A 14970-nucleotide genomic window follows, 5' to 3' on the forward strand; every position below is an offset into this window, starting at 1 on the left:
CGCCGGTGCGAGAAGAAGACTTCGAGGCGTTCGCCGACATGCAGCCAAGGTCTAGTCCAGCTCAAAAGTCACCACGCGCGAATCTCGCCGGCTGGCTCTACGTGTCGCCGCTGGTGCTGGTGCTCGTGCCGTTCTTCGTCGCGCCGATCCTGGTTGTGCTGGCCGCGAGCTTCTTTGCGACCGACGGCTTCGGCGGACTGACGCCGGGCTTTACGCTGGCCAGCTACGTCGAGGTGCTGCATTCGGCGCTGACGCTGAAATTGTATCTGGCGACGATCAAGTTCACGGCGCTGACCTGGATATTCACCCTGATCATCGGCTTCTTCGTCGCGTACTTCCTGGTGTTCCACGTTCGCAATCAACTCCTGGCAATCGGCCTGTTCCTGCTCTGCACGGTGCCGTTCTGGACCTCGAACATCATCCGGATGATCTCGTGGATCCCGCTGCTCGGCAAGGAAGGCCTGATCAACCAGGCGCTGCTGGGGTTGGGCGTGATCCGGCAGCCTCTCGAAGTGCTGCTGTTCTCCGACCTCGCCGTCGTTATCGCCTACGTCCATCAGCTCACGATCTTCATGATCGTGCCGATCTTCAATTCCATGGCGCGGATCGACAAGAAGCTGATCGAGGCCGCGATCGATGCCGGCGCCAGCCGGTTCGATATCATGCGCCTGATCGTGGTGCCGATGTCCAAGAGCGGCATCGCGCTCGGCACCATCTTCGTGGTCTCGATCGTGATGGGTGACTTCTTCGTGGTGAAGGTGATGTCCGGCGGCGGTTCGGCCTCGGTGGTCAGCGCGTTCTACGAGGACGTCGGCGTGCTGCAATATCCGACCGCGGCGGCGAGCGCGGTGCTGCTGACCCTGGTGCTGGTTGCGATCGTCTCGCTGATCTTGCGCACCGTCGACATCCGGCAGGAGATCACGCGATGAGCGCGGTTCTCGCCGACATGCCCAAGACCGACATGCCCAAGACCGAAACGTCCAAGACCGTCGCGCCTGCGGCCACCAAGGCGATCGCGCCGCGCACGGGCCGCAGGCCCTGGACCTTTTACGTGCTGGCGACGCTGTTCGCTGCCTACGTCATCGCGCTCTACGGCCCGATGTTTTGCATCTACATCCTGTCCTTCCAGGATATTCGCGGCGGCCTCGTGTTCCCGATGAAGGGGCATTCGCTGCACTGGTTCGCGGACCTCGTCACCCAGGTCCGGACTGGGGACGTCAAGGGCTCGTTCGACCGCTCGATCAAGCTCGCGGTCATCGTCACCGTCATCACTGTGGTGGTCTCGTTTCTTGCCGGCCTCGGCTTCCGCAAACGCTTCGGAGGCGACACCTTCGTCTTCTACATGATGATCGGCAGCCTGGTCGCGCCCGGCCTCGTGCTCGGTCTCGGCACGGGTCTCCTGTTCCAGGCACTCGGGCTGAATGCGAGCTGGTACACCTCGGCGCTCGGTGCGCAGTTGTCCTGGACGCTACCGTTCGGCGTGCTCGTGATGTTCGCGGTGATGTCGCGCTTCAACCATGTCTGGGAGGAGGCAGCCTACGACCTCGGCGCCAGCCGTTGGCAGTCGATTCGGCTGGTGATGATCCCGGTGCTTGCACCCGGCCTCGTCGCGGTCGCCCTGTTCGGTTTCACGCTGTCGTATGATGAGTTTGCGCGCAGCCTCCAGACCGCTGGCTCGCTAAACACACTGCCGCTGGAAATCTGGAGCATGACGCTGAACGTCACTTCGCCCTCGCTTTATGCGCTCGGCACCGTGACTACCATCGTCTCCTTCATCGTCATCGGCGCGAGCCTAGGCAGCATCGTGCTGATTCAGAAGAAGCGCGGCAGCAGCGCAAAGGGTTGAGCTGGGAAATGAAGAACGATCGCGGCGATATCGAACTGGCGGGTGTCTGCAAGAGTTTTGACGGCGCGACCTACGTGGTTGACGGCGTCAATCTTAGGATCTCGGACGGCGCCTATTGCTGCTTCATCGGCCCGTCCGGCTGCGGCAAGACCACGATCCTGCGCATGATCGCCGGTCACGATGATCCGACCGCAGGCGAGATCGTCATCGGGGGGCAGAACGTGGTCGGGCTGGCGCCGGTGCAGCGCCGCACCGCGATGATGTTCCAGTCCTACGCGCTGTTCCCGCATCTGACGGTGCGTGAGAACATTGCCTTTGCCTTGCGGGTGCGAGGCCAATCCAAGGCCGATCGCCTGCGCGCAGCCGATGCCATGATCGAGAAGGTACGGTTGACGCAATTCGCCGACCGCTTGCCGGCCCAGCTCTCCGGCGGCCAGCAGCAGCGCGTGGCGCTGGCGCGTGCGGCGATCACCGAGCCGCGGGTGCTGCTGCTGGACGAACCGCTGTCGGCGCTCGACGAGCAGCTGCGTGTGCAGATGCGCCAGGAACTCAGGCGGATGCAGCAGGAGCTCGGCATCACCTTCATCCACGTGACCCACACCCAGCTCGAGGCGATCGCGCTCGCCGATCTTGTCGTGGTGATGGAGCAGGGCAAGATCAAGCAGGCGGGCGCGGCGCGGGACGTCTACGCCCATCCGCATGACCGCTACGTCGCCGAGTTCATGGGCGGGCAGAACGTGCTGTCCGGCCGGGTCGAGAAGGTTAATGGCGCAAGCTTTACGCTTGCGCAGGCTGCGCCTGACGGCATCGAGGTGCCGCTTCTGGCGCGCCCCACCGTCAACGTCGGCGACAAGGTCGATATCGCCGTGCGCCGCGATGATGTTGCGCTGGTGCGGCCGGGCAGGGATCTGCCGCCCGGGTGCACCACGTCGCTGCCGAGTCGGGTGCTCGCGATCGAATATCAGGGCTACTTCGTCAAGGTGATGCTCGACACCGTACCGGACGACGAGTTCGTCGCCTATGTGCCGGAAAAGACCTTCTTTGCGGACCCCTTCACAGTCGGCGATGTCGTGATGGCCACATGGGCCACCGGCAGCGCCTTGCCTCTCGCCTAAAGACCAATCGCGCACAGGAGTATGACCGTGCAGATATCCTTCACACTCAACGGCCGGCCAACCACTGTGGACGTCGAACCGGCGACGCTCGTCGCCGAGCTGCTGCGCGAGCAGCTCCATCTCACGGGCACCCATATCGGCTGCGACACCAGCCAGTGCGGCGCCTGCGTAGTGCATCTCGACGGTTTGCCGGTGAAGAGCTGCACGCTGCTGGCCCCGGCGCTCGATGGCGCGACGCTGCTCACCATTGAAGGTCTGCAAGGCGCGCCGAGCTCGAGCCAAATGCATCCCATGCAGGAGGCCTTTCGTGAGCACCACGGGCTGCAATGCGGGTTCTGCACGCCCGGCATGTTGATGACCGCGGTCGCGCTCGCCGCGGAGAAGCCAGACCTGACAGAGGCCGATGTCCGCCATGGCCTCGAAGGCAACATCTGCCGCTGCACCGGCTACCAGAACATCGTCGTTTCGGTGCTGGCGGGCGCTGCCGCCATGAACGCCGCCAAGGGAGAGTGACCATGGGCAATGTCATCGGCATCGGCGCCGCACCGAAGCGAAAAGAAGATCAGCGCTTCCTCACCGGCCGCGGCAATTACGTCTCCGATATCAAGCGCCCAGGCATGGCGGCCGGCGTGTTCGTGCGCTCTCCGCATGGCCATGCGCTGCTGCGCGGCATCGACAAGAGTGCGGCGCTGGCATCATCAGGCGTGATTGCCGTGTTGACTGGCGACGACGTCAAGGCCGATGGCCTGGGATCACTGCCTTGCGGCTGGGGTATCTCGGATGCGAAGGGCGTGCCGATGAAGGAGCCGCCGTTTCCGATGCTGGCGCAGGGCAAGGTGCGCTTCGTCGGTGACATGGTGGCCTTCGTCGTGGCGGAGACGCCGGAGCAGGCGAATGCTGCAGCCGAATTGCTCGCGATCGACTACGAAGTGCTGCCTTCAGTCGTCGGCGTGCTCGAAGCCGTCCGGCCCGGCGCGCCGCAATTGTTCGACGACGTCCCGAACAACATCTGTTGCGACTGGGAGCTCGGTGACAAGGCTGCCGTCGAGACCGCGTTCCGGAAAGCTGCGCATGTCGCAAAGCTGAGCCTCGTCAACAACCGCCTGATCGGCAATCCGATGGAGCCGCGTGCGGCGATCGCGGAATACGAGCCAGGCACGGACCGCTTCACGCTGTGGACCACGAGCCAATTCCCGCATGTCGTACGCTTCCTGATGGGCGCGCTGGTGCTGAACATCCCGCAGCACAAGCTGCGCGTGGTAGCGCCCGATGTCGGGGGTGGCTTTGGCGTGAAACAGTTCCATTACGGCGAGGAGGCCGTGATCACCTGGGCCGCCAAACGCGTGAAACGGCCGGTGAAATGGGTCGCGAGCCGCTCGGAAGGTTACATCTCCGATCGTCACGGCCGCGATCACGTCACGGAGGCCGAGCTCGCGCTCGACGAGACCGGCAAGTTCCTGGCCTTCCGCGTCAATACGCTCGCCAATATGGGCGGCTATCTCTCGACCTTTGGGCCGAACATCCCGACCAATCTCTATGGGCCGCTGCTCGGCGGCGTCTACACGACGCCTGCGATCTACTGCAACGTGAAGGTGGTCTTCACCAACACGGTACCGGTCGACGCCTATCGCGGCGCGGGCCGGCCGGAGGCGACCTTCGTGCTGGAGCGCATCGTCGATGTCGCGGCCAGCGAGATGGGGATCGACCGCGTCGAGATCCGCCGCCGCAACATGATCCCGAAAGAGGCCTATCCGTATCAGACGCCGGTGCTGGTGCAGTATGATTCCGGCGATCCCATGGGATGCCTCGACGGAGCCCTCGTCGCGGCCAACGTCAACAATTTCGGCATCCGCAAGGCGGCATCTGCCAGCAAGGGCAAATTCCGCGGGCTCGGTTATTCCACCTACGTCGAGGCCTGCGGCCTTGCGCCGTCGCGCTTCGCCGGGAGATTGGGCGCGCGCGGCGGTCTGTACGAAAGCGCCACGGTGCGCGTGCATCCGACCGGCCAGGTGACGGTCATGATCGGAACCCACAATCACGGCCAGGGCCACGAGACGACGTTTGCTCAGATCGTGTCGGACAAGCTCGGGGTCGCCTTCGAGAATGTCGACATCGTGTTCGGCGATACCGACCGCGTGCAGTTCGGCATGGGCACCTATGGCTCGCGCTCCCTGGTGGTCGGCGGTGCGGCACTGTCGAAGGCGACGGACAAGGTCATCGCCAAGGGCAAGAAGATCGCGGCCCATCTGCTCGAGGCGGCTGAGGTCGATATTCAGTTCGAGAGCGGCAAATTCTCGGTTGCGGGCACGGATCGCGCCAAGACGTTCGAGGAGATCGCGGGCGCTGCCTACGTGCCGCACGATTATCCGCTCGAAATATTGGAGCCGGGGTTGGAAGAGCAGGCTTATTACGACCCCGTCAACTTCACCTATCCCGGCGGCTGCCACATCGCTGAAGTCGAGGTCGATCCCGAGACGGGCACGGTGACGCTGGTCAACTACACCGCGGTGGACGACGTCGGCACGGTCATCAACCCGATGATCGTGGAGGGCCAGCTGCATGGCGGCATCGTGCAGGGCGTCGGCCAGGCGCTGTTCGAGAGCGCGGTCTATGACGAAGGCTCGGGCCAGCTTCTGTCGGGCTCGCTGATGGATTACTGCATGCCGCGCGCCGACCATCTGCCGATGATGAAAGTGGCAACCCATTCCACGCTCTGCACGCATACGCCGATGGGTGTGAAGGGCTGCGGCGAGGTCGGCACCATCGGCTCGCCCGCCGCCGTCATCAACGCGGTGGTCGATGCGCTGTCGCACCTGGGCGTCACCCATGTTGACATGCCGGCGACGCCGAACCGGATTTGGCGCTTGCTGCAAAACGCGTCGTTGCCGGTTGCCGCGGAATAGGGAGGACAACAATGAGACCATTTGCCTATCACCAGCCTCACCAGATTCCAGATGCGGCTAAGCTTCTGACCTCGATCGAAGACAGCAAGCTTGTTGCGGGCGGCATGACGCTGATCCCGACGCTGAAGCAGCGGCTGGCCAATCCGCCGGCGCTGGTCGATCTTTCAAAGCTCGGAAATCTCAAGGGCATCGCCGACGACGGTGCCACTGTCACGATCGGCGCGATGACGCCGCATGCGGTGGTCGGAGCTTCAAAGTTGGTGCAGCAGAAAATCCCCGGGCTCGCGGCGCTGGCTTCGATGATCGGCGATCCCGCTGTGCGCAGCCGCGGCACCATCGGTGGCTCCGTCGCCAACAACGATCCTGCCGCGGATTATCCCGCCGGCGTGCTCGGTCTCGGTGCCACCATCGTAACCACCACGCGCGAGATCGCCGCCGACAAGTTCTTCCTCGGTCTGTTCGAAACCGCGCTTGAACCCGGCGAGATCATTACGGCGATCCGTTTTCCCGTGCCGCAGAAAGCGGGCTACGCAAAGTTCAAGGCGCCGGCGTCGCGTTATGCACTGGTCGGCGTGTTCGTCGCTAAATTCGCCGATGGGGTCCGCGTCGCGGTCACCGGCGCGGGTCCCGGCGTGTTCCGCGTGCCGCAGATGGAGGCGGCGCTGTCGGGCAATTTCGATCCGTCCGCGATCGCGGCGATCAAGATCGACACCGACGGTCTCACCTCCGATATCCATGCCGAAGCCGATTACCGCGCGCATCTCGTCACGGTCATGGCTAAGCGCGCCGTCGACGCGGCGCTCAACTAGCTCCTTAGGGTTGATGATGACTGATGGTTCCGGCCGAACGGCCTTTCCGCCGGCGCCCACTGGCCTTGGCGCGCTTTCTGCAACCGAGATCATGGCCGGTTACCGGCGCAAGGCGTTCACCCCGCGCGATGTCATTGACGACACCATCGCCGCGCTGGAGGCGGCGGACGAGACCTGCAACGCGGTGGTGACGCCGATGTACGAGCAGGCGAGGGCGGACGCCGACCGGCTCACCAGGGAGATCCGTGTGGGCGAGGTCAAGGGATCGCTCGCGGGCGTCCCCATCACGATCAAGGATCTCGTCTTCGTTGCGGGCGTGCCAGCCTATGCGGGCTCGCCGATGAACAAGGGTTTCGTGCCTGAGGCCGACGCTGCCGTGGTCTCGGCCCTGAAGGCATCCGGCGCGATCATCACCTGCAAGACCACGACCTGCGAGTCCGGCTACAAGCTGACAGCCGACAGCCCCGTCACCGGCATCACGCGCAATCCCTGGAACCCGGGTCGCACCAGCGGCGGGTCGAGCGGCGGCGCGGCGGCGAGTGTCGCTGCCGGCTGCGGCCCGATCGCGATCGGCACCGACGGCGTCGGCTCGATCCGGGTGCCATCCTCCTTCTGCGGCGTGTTCGGTCTGAAGCCGACCTTTGGTCTCGTACCGCGCTCGCCCGGCTTCTCGCCGCCATCCTGGGCCTCGCTCGCCCATACCGGCCCGATCACGCGCACGGTCGCGGATGCTGCGCTGACGCTGGAGATCATAGCCGGCTACGATGTGCGTGATGCCGCGAGCCTTCCCGCGTCCGCACGCCGCTTCAATACGCATGCTGGGCGCCTGGACGGCATTCGTATCGGAGCCAGCGCCGATCTCGGCTACGCCGCCGTCAGCCCTGACGTGTGCGCGGCATTTGGCAAGGCGCTTGCCATTCTCGATTCCTGCGGTGCGCAGGTCACCATGGACGGGCCTGGTCTCGATCCCGGCATTTTGGAGCACACGCTGAAGCCGATCGCCTTTACCGAACAGGCGGCGGCGGTTGCGAGCAAGTCCGCAACCGATCTTGCAAGCTCGGAGGCCGACTATCGCAATGTCGTCAGCGCCGGCCGGCGCTACAGCGGCACGGATTACATCGAAGCGAGTTACCGCCGCGGCCAGACGCGCAGTGCCTTCGTCAAATTGTTCGAACGCGTCGATGTGTTGGTGACGCCGACGGTCGCGGTCACTGCGTTCGAAGCTGGCCGGATCGGAGTCGACACCATCGATGGCCGCAAGGTCGATCCGCATCTCGGCTGGTCGCCGTTTACCTGGCCGGTCAATCTCGCCGGTCTTCCGGCGGCAACACTGCCTTGCGGCTTCGATCGTGACGGGATGCCGATCGGTCTTCAGATTGTCGCGCCCTGGCTCGACGAGCCCACGATCTTCCGCATCGCCGCGGCGTTCGAGCAGGCGCAGCCCTGGGCGAAATTCTGGCCACAGCTGGCGTTACGCCAGGCGGGTGGGGAGCGCGCCAAGGGGTGAAGGGGCCATGATACGATCGTGCAGGTGTTTTGCCCGACGTGTCAGATCGCTCAGGCACGGTCCGGAATCGTGGGCTCGGTGCTCCGTAAAGTGACGCACGAAAAACCCTTTGCAAACTAAGGCCGTTCTACGGTGCATGGGGTTGTTTTCGCGTTTTTGTGGGCCTAGCCCAGCTCGATCGGTGCGCCGCGGCCGCTGAGCTCCTCGTCGAGGCGCAGATAATGCGCGAGGTAGTCGTGTAGCGCAGTCGCGGCCTTCGAGGTCGCGCCGCTGGACTTGTAGAGCAGCAGCTCGATCTTCGGCAGCGGCGGGAGGCCCTCGTTCGGTCCGATTTCACGCATCGCAGGCACCAGCGCGCTGCGGCCGAGCACGGTAACGGCCATGCCGGCGAAGGCCGCGGCCTGGAGACCTCCGACGCTTTCACTGACGCAAGCGATGCGCCAGCGCAGATTGGCACGCTCCAGAGTGTCTATGGCGTAGTCGCGATAGATGTTTCCGGGCGGCAGCAGCGCCAGCGGAATCGGGCGCTCCTGGTGCGCGACCGATTGATCACCGGTCATCCAGACCAGTTGCTCGCGCCGCACCACCTGGCCGCCGGTGAAATCGTTCATGCGGGTGACGAGCGCGATGTCGACGTCGCCGCGCTTGACGAGGCCGACCAGTGGCGTCGACAGCGCGCAATTGAGCTCGACCTGCACGCGCGGAAAGGATTTTCGGAACACGCTGAGGATCTGCGGCAGCATGAAGGCAGCATAGAGGTCGGGCGTGCCGAGCACGACCTGGCCCTCGATCTCCTGCGACGCCAGTTGCGAGATCAGCTCGTCATGCAACCTTAGGATGGATTTGGCGTAGGTGAGGACGGTGGTGCCGTCATCGGTCAGCGTCAGCCGGCGGCCGGCGTGCTCGAACAATTGCTTGCCTGTCAGCTCCTCTAGCCGCTGCAGTTGCAGGGTAATCGCCGGCTGGGTGCGGCCCAACCGTCGGGCGGTCTCGGTGATGCTGCCGGTCTCGACCACCGAGATCAGCGACCGGAGCATGCGGATGTCGAGACTGATGAGGTTCATGCGGCGTCCATGTCGCCCAGAATTTATGCAAGTTCCATGCTAGCGCGTGCTGCCCCGTGCTCATAGTGACGAGCCAAGCCGGCTTCAACACGCTTGCAGCATGGCCTCGATCTGGTGTGCGGCGCCAAGCAGTGTCCGGTCCTGCCCGCGCCTCGCGATGATTTGCAGGCCGAATGGAAGTCCGCGCGGATCTGTTCCGCACGGAATCGAGATCGCCGGCAGGCGGGCATGATTGACAAAAGGAGTAAACACCGCGTGCCCCCGTGGGCTCGCGGGCTTTCCGCCGATCATGTCGGGACCAAGCTGCGTCAGCGACCAAGCGACGCAGGGGACAGTTGGGGTCAGCAGCAGGTCCACGTCGGTGAGGAAGGCCGCGAAAGCATTGGCGATCGCGGCGCTCGCGACCAGAGCTCCAGCAACCTCGGCGCCCGACCAGGAGAGACCTCGCTCGATCTGCTTGGCGACATCGGGATCAAATATGGTCGGGTCCTTGCGGAACGCGTCCCCATAGAGCGCAGCGAGACCGGCATGTTGGAGTGGCATGATGGCGTCTTCGGTCGCGCCCGTCGGCCAGACGGGATCGCGTCGCGTGATGCGCAAGCCTGCCGCGGAGAGGCGGTCAACAGTGGAGGCGAGGGCATTCGCAACGATGTCGTCGACCGCGACGTCTAAGCCAAGTCGCGGCGAGAATGCCATGCGCATTCCGTCGATGTCTTCCGCCTGCCGTGCAAAGAGGGCGGAATCCGGGTCGCGCGGATCGGCGCCGGCCATGGCCTCGAACGCCAATGCGATATCGGCCACATCAGATGCGATCGGTGCAATGACGGAAAGACCGAAGAACGGCTCGGCGAAACCGGGCCCATATGGAATCGCGCCGTACGACGGCTTGAAGCCGGCGACGCCGACATGGGCCGGCGGCCTGCGGCTGGAGCCGCCGGCATCCGTGCCGATCGCGAGCGGCACGAGGCCGGCTGCGACCGCAGCGGCGGGACCGCCGGACGAGCCGCCCGGTGTCAACGCGGGATCGAGCGGATGGCGCGTGGGTCCGTAGAGCTGTGAGGTCGTGACGCCCTTGCAGGCGAATTCCGACGTCGCGCCGATGCCGACGATGACAGCACCGGCCTTGCGCAGTCGCTCGATCGCAACCGCATCTTGCGGCGCGACGAAATCGGCGAACAGGCGCGAGCCCTGCGTCACGCGCCAGCCACTGGCCCAGATGTTGTCTTTGACGACGATGGGCACGCCGGCGAGCGACATCGTCTCGCCGGCGCACAGGCGATCGTCGACCCTCGCGGCATCGGCAAGCGTTCGCGCGGGATCGATCGTCACCACCGCGTTGAGCGCCTTGGCGGCCTCGATGCGCGCGAGCGCGGCTTCGGCGGTCTCGACGGCGCTCGTCCGCCCGGCCGTGACGTCGGCGGCGATCCCGCGCGCGCTATTGACTGGTTTTGTCATGGCCTCCCCAGATCAACGCCAATGTGCCGCAGAGCACAAGGCAGGCCAAGGCAACGAACGCCGCGCCAAGACTGGCCGTGGCGTCCAGCATTGAGATCAGTGCCGGCGCGGCCAATAGGCCCGCATAGGATGCGGTCAGCACCGCGCCCGTGGTCTCGCCGATCCGGTCCTGTGGCGCGAGGTGGGCGATCTCGGCGATGAAGACGCCGTTCCAGCCCGAGGCCGTCAGGCCGAACAGCGCGGCAATCGCGAACTGTCCGGTACGGCTCAGCGATGCGCCGTCGAGGCCGAGCAGCGCAGCGCAGAACGCCATGCCGAGGCCGATGACGACGAGCACTGCGCGGGAAGCGTTGAGGCGCATGGCGACATAGCCCCAGCCGAGCCGGCCGACCAGGCCGCCGGTCTGCGCGCAGGCGAGCGCCATCCCGGCCTCGATATGGCTGAGGCCAAGCTCGCGCGTGCCGAGCGTGACGAAGACCGTGTTGAGCGACACCTGCATCGCGCTGAACGGCATCGAGGCCAGCGCCAGCATCGCGATGCGCCGGTCCGCGGTGACGAGGGCCAGCCGTGCGCGGAGACTGAGTTCCGGAGGAGGGGGCGCCTTGCCGGTATAGGCCGGCCGCAGCCGCTCGAACATCAGGATCGCCAACAGCGCACAGGTGCCCACCGCCGCATAGCACCAGGCGGGTCCGAGCGAGATGGCGATGGCGGGCAGAACCAGCGAGCCGCAGACGGCGCCGATCTGGTTGCCGGTCTGGCGGACCGAGAACACGAAGGCGCGCTGTTCGACCGTCACGAGCCGCGCCAGCAGCGCCGCGCTCGCCGGCGTCTCCGGCCCGAATGCAAGGCCGAGGCAGAGGCCGGCGGCAAGCAGTGCGGCCGTCGAGCCGAGCGAGGCCAGCGCCATGCTGAGGACGATCGCCGCCGCGCAGAGGCTGGCAATCCGGAGCGAGCCCAGGCGCGCGATAAAACCGCCGCCCCAGAACGATGCGGGGATGCCGACGGCGAACACCGCGCAGGAGAACATCGAGAGCTGCCACACCTCGATATGGGCGCGCGGCGCGACCACGCCCGGCGCGAACAGCGCGAGCGCCACCAGCGCCTGGAGCGAGGTCATAGCCCCCAGGGCAGACAGCAGTGCGGGCGCTGGCCGAACGGTACCGTTTGCGTCTACCATGCAGTTGCACTCACGGGAGGAACATGGTGGCAGGCGGTATTTCCATTCACGCAGTCGACGTGGCGAGCGGCCGGCCGGCACAGGGCCTGCGCGTCGAGATCTGGCGGATCGATCCGGATTCGCTCCGCATCGCCGACGGGCGGCTCGGCGCAAATGGCGTGCTCGATCATTCCGGCGCGCAAGGTGCAGGCGTGACGGCCGGTGAGTATGAGGTCCTGTTTCATCTCGGCGAATTCTTCGGCGACAGCGACGGCTTCCTGACCGTGGCGCCGTTCCGCTTCCGCATCAAGAACGTCGATGAACATTTTCATCTGCCGCTGAAATTCACGCGCTGGGGTTATTCGCTGTTTCGTGGGGCCTGATCAGCTGGTCAGCCGCCGCGACAGGCCGGTGATGCGCTCCATGACGGCGACCAGTGCGACGGTGGCGATGATCAGCACGCCCGACAACGCGGCGATGGTGACATCGAGCTTGCCCTCGAGATCCTGCCACATCCGGATCGGCAGCATATCGGTTGCGGCATCGCGCAGGAACAGCGAGACCGGCACATTGTCGAACGACGACATGAAGGCTATGAAGGCGCCCGCGATAACGCCCGGCCGGATCAGCGGCAACACGATCCGCCGGAACGTGTAGAGGCGGCTCGCGCCCAGCACCGCCGAGCTTTCGAGCAGGGTCGGCTCCAACTGGGCAAGCGCGGCGACCGTGTTGCGCACGACATAGGGCACGCAAACCACAGTGTGGCCGATCACCAGCGTCAGCGGCGACACCGGCAGGCCGACCAGTGAGAACAGCATCAAGGCCGCAAGGCCGAAGGCGAGTGCGGGGAGCACCAACGGCGACATGAAGAGGGAATCCAGCAGCCGCGCCGACAGCGCCCGCGACCGCGAGATCGCGAGCGCAGCCGCAACGCCGAGCACGACGGAGAGGCCCGTGGCCCACAACGCGACGATCAAGCTGTTCTTGGCCGCGAAGTGCAGCTGCCACGCATTCCAGAGCTCGGCGTACCAGCGCAGCGAATAGCCCGGTGGCGGAAAGCGTAGCGAGAAGCCGCTGGTGAAGGAGACGATCAGGACCACGAGCGATGGCGCGATGATCAAGATCAGCGCGATGATCGCGATCACGGTCATGACCAGCTCGAAGCTGAACGCCTCCAGGGTGCGCTTGCGTCCGCTCATCACACGCCTCCATAGCCGCGAGACATGCGGCCGAGCGTGGTGAAGACCGAGACGACCGCGAGCACGGCCAGCAGGAAGATGATCGAGATCGCGGCCGCAAACGGCCAGTTCTGCAGCGTCGAAGCCTGCTGATAGAGATACATCGGCATGAACAGCATCTGCCCGCCCCCGACCAGCGACTGGGTGATGAAAGCCGTGATCGCGGCGGCATAAGTCAGCGTGCATCCGGCGATCACGCCGGGCAGCGACAGCGGCAGCACGATTTTGAAGAAGGTGCGCCAGCTCCCGGCCCCCAGCGAGCAGGAGGCATCGTCGAGATTGGGGTCGATCCGGCCGAGCGCGGTGATCAGCGGCAATGTCATCAGCGGCATCTGCACCTGCGCCAGTGCGATCACCACACCGAACTGGGTGTAGAGCAGTTTTATCGGCGTATCGATGATCCCCAGGGACTGCAGTGTTGCATTGATGATGCCCTGGCGGCCCAGGATGACGATCCAGGCGAAGGTGCGCACCACCACGCTGGTCAGGAGCGGCAGTAGCACGATCAGGATGATGATGGTCTGAAGCTTGGGTCCGACCCGCTGATAGAGCCAGGCGATGGGAAAGCCGAGCACGAGGCAGACCGCCGTCACCTCGGCGCCCAGCAGCAGTGTCGAGCTGAGCACGCTGAGGCTGAAGGGGTCGGTGAGGAAGTGCAGGTACTGGCCGAGCCCCCAATGGAGCCCGGCCGTGTCGTTGTGCAGGGAGAGCCAGAACAGTTGCAGCAGCGGTGCGACGAAGAACAGCAGGAAGAACAGCGCCAGCGGCGCTGCCAATCCCATGCCGTAGGAGATGACGTCCCGCGATGCCGGTGCTGCGCCCATCGTTCAGATCTTGATCTCGCGGTTGAATCGGTCGATCCAGGCCGAGCGTTGCTCGTTGATCTTCTTCCAGTCCTGGAACACGAACTTCTTCTTCAGCTCGGCGGTGTCCTTGGCCAGTACGCGCGCGATCTCGCCGCCCATCGTCACCTTGGAGTTGGTCGGCACGATCAGATAAGGCGGGTTCATCAGCGCGGTCTGCACCTCCGGCGTCAGCGCCGCCTCGATCAGCTTGAAGGCAAGCTCGCGGTTTGGCGAGTTCTTGACGATGTGGATCGTGGTTTTGAAGGCGATGGCGCCTTCCTTCGGCGCCACGAATTCGACCGGCACGCCGCGGACTTTGAGGATCTGGATGGCGTTGAAATTGCCGGGCGAGATATCGATCTGGCCCTGCTGGAACAGGGTCGCGAGCGCGCCGGGGTTGGCGGCGACCGCGGCGAGGTTGGGCTTCAGCTCCTCCAGCGCCTTGAAGGCGGGATCGACATTGGCTTCCGAGCCGCCGCGCATCTTGGCGATCTCGACCAGCCAGCCGGTGCCGAGCGTCGAGTTGAGGTTGGTAATGCCGACGCGGCCCTTGAACTCGGGCTTCCAGAGATCGGCCCATGAGGTCGGCGGCGTCTTGACGGCTTCCGGATTGTAGGTGAGGCCGACGACCTGGAAGAACGGGGCGGGGCCCATCGGCTCCTGTGCCTCGCCGATCAGGTCCTTGTAATAGGCGCTCTTTTCGACCGGATAGGGCTCGACCAGATCCTGGCCGATCGCGACGAGCGCCGGACCCGGATCGTGCAGCATGACGTCGATCGGCGGATTGGCCTTGGCGGCGTTAACCTTCGCGATCTGGTCGACCGAGAGCATGGGATCGAGCACCATTGCGGCATCGGCGTTGGCCTTGCGGAAGGCCGGCACGAGCACGGCCTTGTGCGCTTCCTCCCAGCTTCCGGTGAAGGTCGCAAACACCAGCGGGCGGGCCTGGGCGAAGCTCAGTCCGGGAAACGCCTTCATGGCCCCGAGCGTGAGGGCGGTCGTCATCAGGCTGCGGCGGTTCATGATCATGGT

The 14970-nt window shown here is 65.1% G+C and carries 14 protein-coding genes; 8 read left to right on the top strand and 6 right to left on the bottom strand.

Annotated elements, in window-relative coordinates; genetic code table 11:
• The first annotated feature begins 38 nt into the window (after window positions 1–38).
• The 7 genes from CV770_RS09355 to CV770_RS09385 are packed head-to-tail and all read left to right on the top strand — an operon-like array spanning window position 39 to window position 8180.
• On the top strand, window positions 39–929 hold the full coding sequence (locus CV770_RS09355) for an ABC transporter permease (RefSeq protein ID WP_091953806.1): 891 nt from the start codon (window positions 39–41) through the stop codon (window positions 927–929).
• Window positions 926–1846, top strand: a complete 921-nt coding sequence (locus tag CV770_RS09360) for an ABC transporter permease (RefSeq protein ID WP_104462104.1) — start codon at window positions 926–928, stop codon at window positions 1844–1846. The genes CV770_RS09355 and CV770_RS09360 overlap by 4 nt, the downstream gene beginning before the upstream one ends.
• Window positions 1847–1854: 8 nt before the next feature.
• Complete coding sequence (locus CV770_RS09365; protein WP_104462155.1) at window positions 1855–2961, top strand: ABC transporter ATP-binding protein; 1107 nt, start codon at window positions 1855–1857, stop codon at window positions 2959–2961.
• A 21-nt stretch (window positions 2962–2982) separates the two neighbouring features.
• A complete protein-coding gene (locus CV770_RS09370) occupies window positions 2983–3474 on the top strand; it encodes a (2Fe-2S)-binding protein (protein WP_201759775.1) in 492 nt (163 codons plus the stop codon).
• 2 nt (window positions 3475–3476) lie between these two features.
• Window positions 3477–5864 carry a xanthine dehydrogenase family protein molybdopterin-binding subunit gene (locus tag CV770_RS09375; protein ID WP_104462105.1) on the top strand — a complete coding sequence of 796 codons (2388 nt, stop codon included), beginning with the start codon at window positions 3477–3479 and terminating at the stop codon, window positions 5862–5864.
• An 11-nt stretch (window positions 5865–5875) separates the two neighbouring features.
• Window positions 5876–6673: an FAD binding domain-containing protein gene (locus tag CV770_RS09380; RefSeq protein WP_104462106.1), complete on the top strand. Its 798-nt coding sequence runs from the start codon at window positions 5876–5878 to the stop codon at window positions 6671–6673.
• Window positions 6674–6689: 16 nt separating this feature from the next.
• Entirely contained in the window at window positions 6690–8180 is a 1491-nt protein-coding gene (locus CV770_RS09385) for an amidase (RefSeq protein WP_104462157.1), read from the top strand.
• A gap of 164 nt (window positions 8181–8344) precedes the next feature.
• Here CV770_RS09385 and CV770_RS09390 read toward each other — a convergent pair whose 3' ends face one another.
• The 3 genes from CV770_RS09390 to CV770_RS09400 form a co-directional block, all read right to left on the bottom strand.
• Window positions 8345–9244 carry a LysR substrate-binding domain-containing protein gene (locus CV770_RS09390; protein WP_104462107.1) on the bottom strand — a complete coding sequence of 300 codons (900 nt, stop codon included), beginning with the start codon at window positions 9242–9244 and terminating at the stop codon, window positions 8345–8347.
• Window positions 9245–9328: 84 nt separating this feature from the next.
• The gene (locus CV770_RS09395) at window positions 9329–10699 is read right to left on the bottom strand and encodes an amidase (RefSeq protein WP_104462108.1); all 1371 of its coding nucleotides are present in this window, start codon (window positions 10697–10699) and stop codon (window positions 9329–9331) included.
• Complete coding sequence (locus CV770_RS09400) at window positions 10680–11876, bottom strand: MFS transporter (protein ID WP_104462109.1); 1197 nt, start codon at window positions 11874–11876, stop codon at window positions 10680–10682. The genes CV770_RS09395 and CV770_RS09400 overlap by 20 nt, the downstream gene beginning before the upstream one ends.
• 26 nt (window positions 11877–11902) lie before the next feature.
• Between CV770_RS09400 and CV770_RS09405 the strand changes: the two genes are divergently transcribed.
• Window positions 11903–12238 (top strand): hydroxyisourate hydrolase, encoded by a 336-nt coding sequence (locus tag CV770_RS09405; protein ID WP_201759776.1) that lies wholly within the window; start codon window positions 11903–11905, stop codon window positions 12236–12238.
• On the opposite strand, the gene CV770_RS09410 is transcribed toward CV770_RS09405, so the two are convergent.
• The 3 genes from CV770_RS09410 to CV770_RS09420 are packed head-to-tail and all read right to left on the bottom strand — an operon-like array spanning window position 12239 to window position 14967.
• Window positions 12239–13054 carry an ABC transporter permease gene (locus tag CV770_RS09410; protein ID WP_201759777.1) on the bottom strand — a complete coding sequence of 272 codons (816 nt, stop codon included), beginning with the start codon at window positions 13052–13054 and terminating at the stop codon, window positions 12239–12241. It lies immediately after the preceding gene.
• Entirely contained in the window at window positions 13054–13917 is an 864-nt protein-coding gene (locus CV770_RS09415; RefSeq protein WP_104462112.1) for an ABC transporter permease, read from the bottom strand. Before CV770_RS09415 ends, CV770_RS09410 begins: the two co-directional genes overlap by 1 nt.
• A 3-nt stretch (window positions 13918–13920) precedes the next feature.
• Window positions 13921–14967 (bottom strand): ABC transporter substrate-binding protein, encoded by a 1047-nt coding sequence (locus tag CV770_RS09420; RefSeq protein ID WP_104462113.1) that lies wholly within the window; start codon window positions 14965–14967, stop codon window positions 13921–13923.
• Between the last annotated feature and the right edge of the window lie 3 nt (window positions 14968–14970).

Origin of the sequence: Bradyrhizobium sp. AC87j1 (genome assembly GCF_002936975.1) — a bacterium.
GTDB classification, from domain to species: Bacteria; Pseudomonadota; Alphaproteobacteria; order Rhizobiales; family Xanthobacteraceae; genus Bradyrhizobium; species Bradyrhizobium shewense.

What these genes read in the sequence shown, in the direction of transcription:
- CV770_RS09370 (WP_201759775.1), top strand. Translation starts at nt 2,983, where the DNA reads ATGACCGTGCAGATATCCTTCACACTCAACGGCCGGCCAACCACTGTG.
- CV770_RS09395 (WP_104462108.1), bottom strand. Translation starts at nt 10,699, where the DNA reads ATGACAAAACCAGTCAATAGCGCGCGCGGGATCGCCGCCGACGTCACG.
- CV770_RS09385 (WP_104462157.1), top strand. Translation starts at nt 6,690, where the DNA reads ATGACTGATGGTTCCGGCCGAACGGCCTTTCCGCCGGCGCCCACTGGC.
- CV770_RS09355 (WP_091953806.1), top strand. Translation starts at nt 39, where the DNA reads ATGCAGCCAAGGTCTAGTCCAGCTCAAAAGTCACCACGCGCGAATCTC.
- CV770_RS09400 (WP_104462109.1), bottom strand. Translation starts at nt 11,876, where the DNA reads ATGGTAGACGCAAACGGTACCGTTCGGCCAGCGCCCGCACTGCTGTCT.
- CV770_RS09390 (WP_104462107.1), bottom strand. Translation starts at nt 9,244, where the DNA reads ATGAACCTCATCAGTCTCGACATCCGCATGCTCCGGTCGCTGATCTCG.
- CV770_RS09360 (WP_104462104.1), top strand. Translation starts at nt 926, where the DNA reads ATGAGCGCGGTTCTCGCCGACATGCCCAAGACCGACATGCCCAAGACC.
- CV770_RS09420 (WP_104462113.1), bottom strand. Translation starts at nt 14,967, where the DNA reads ATGATCATGAACCGCCGCAGCCTGATGACGACCGCCCTCACGCTCGGG.
- CV770_RS09380 (WP_104462106.1), top strand. Translation starts at nt 5,876, where the DNA reads ATGAGACCATTTGCCTATCACCAGCCTCACCAGATTCCAGATGCGGCT.
- CV770_RS09365 (WP_104462155.1), top strand. Translation starts at nt 1,855, where the DNA reads ATGAAGAACGATCGCGGCGATATCGAACTGGCGGGTGTCTGCAAGAGT.
- CV770_RS09410 (WP_201759777.1), bottom strand. Translation starts at nt 13,054, where the DNA reads ATGAGCGGACGCAAGCGCACCCTGGAGGCGTTCAGCTTCGAGCTGGTC.
- CV770_RS09415 (WP_104462112.1), bottom strand. Translation starts at nt 13,917, where the DNA reads ATGGGCGCAGCACCGGCATCGCGGGACGTCATCTCCTACGGCATGGGA.
- CV770_RS09375 (WP_104462105.1), top strand. Translation starts at nt 3,477, where the DNA reads ATGGGCAATGTCATCGGCATCGGCGCCGCACCGAAGCGAAAAGAAGAT.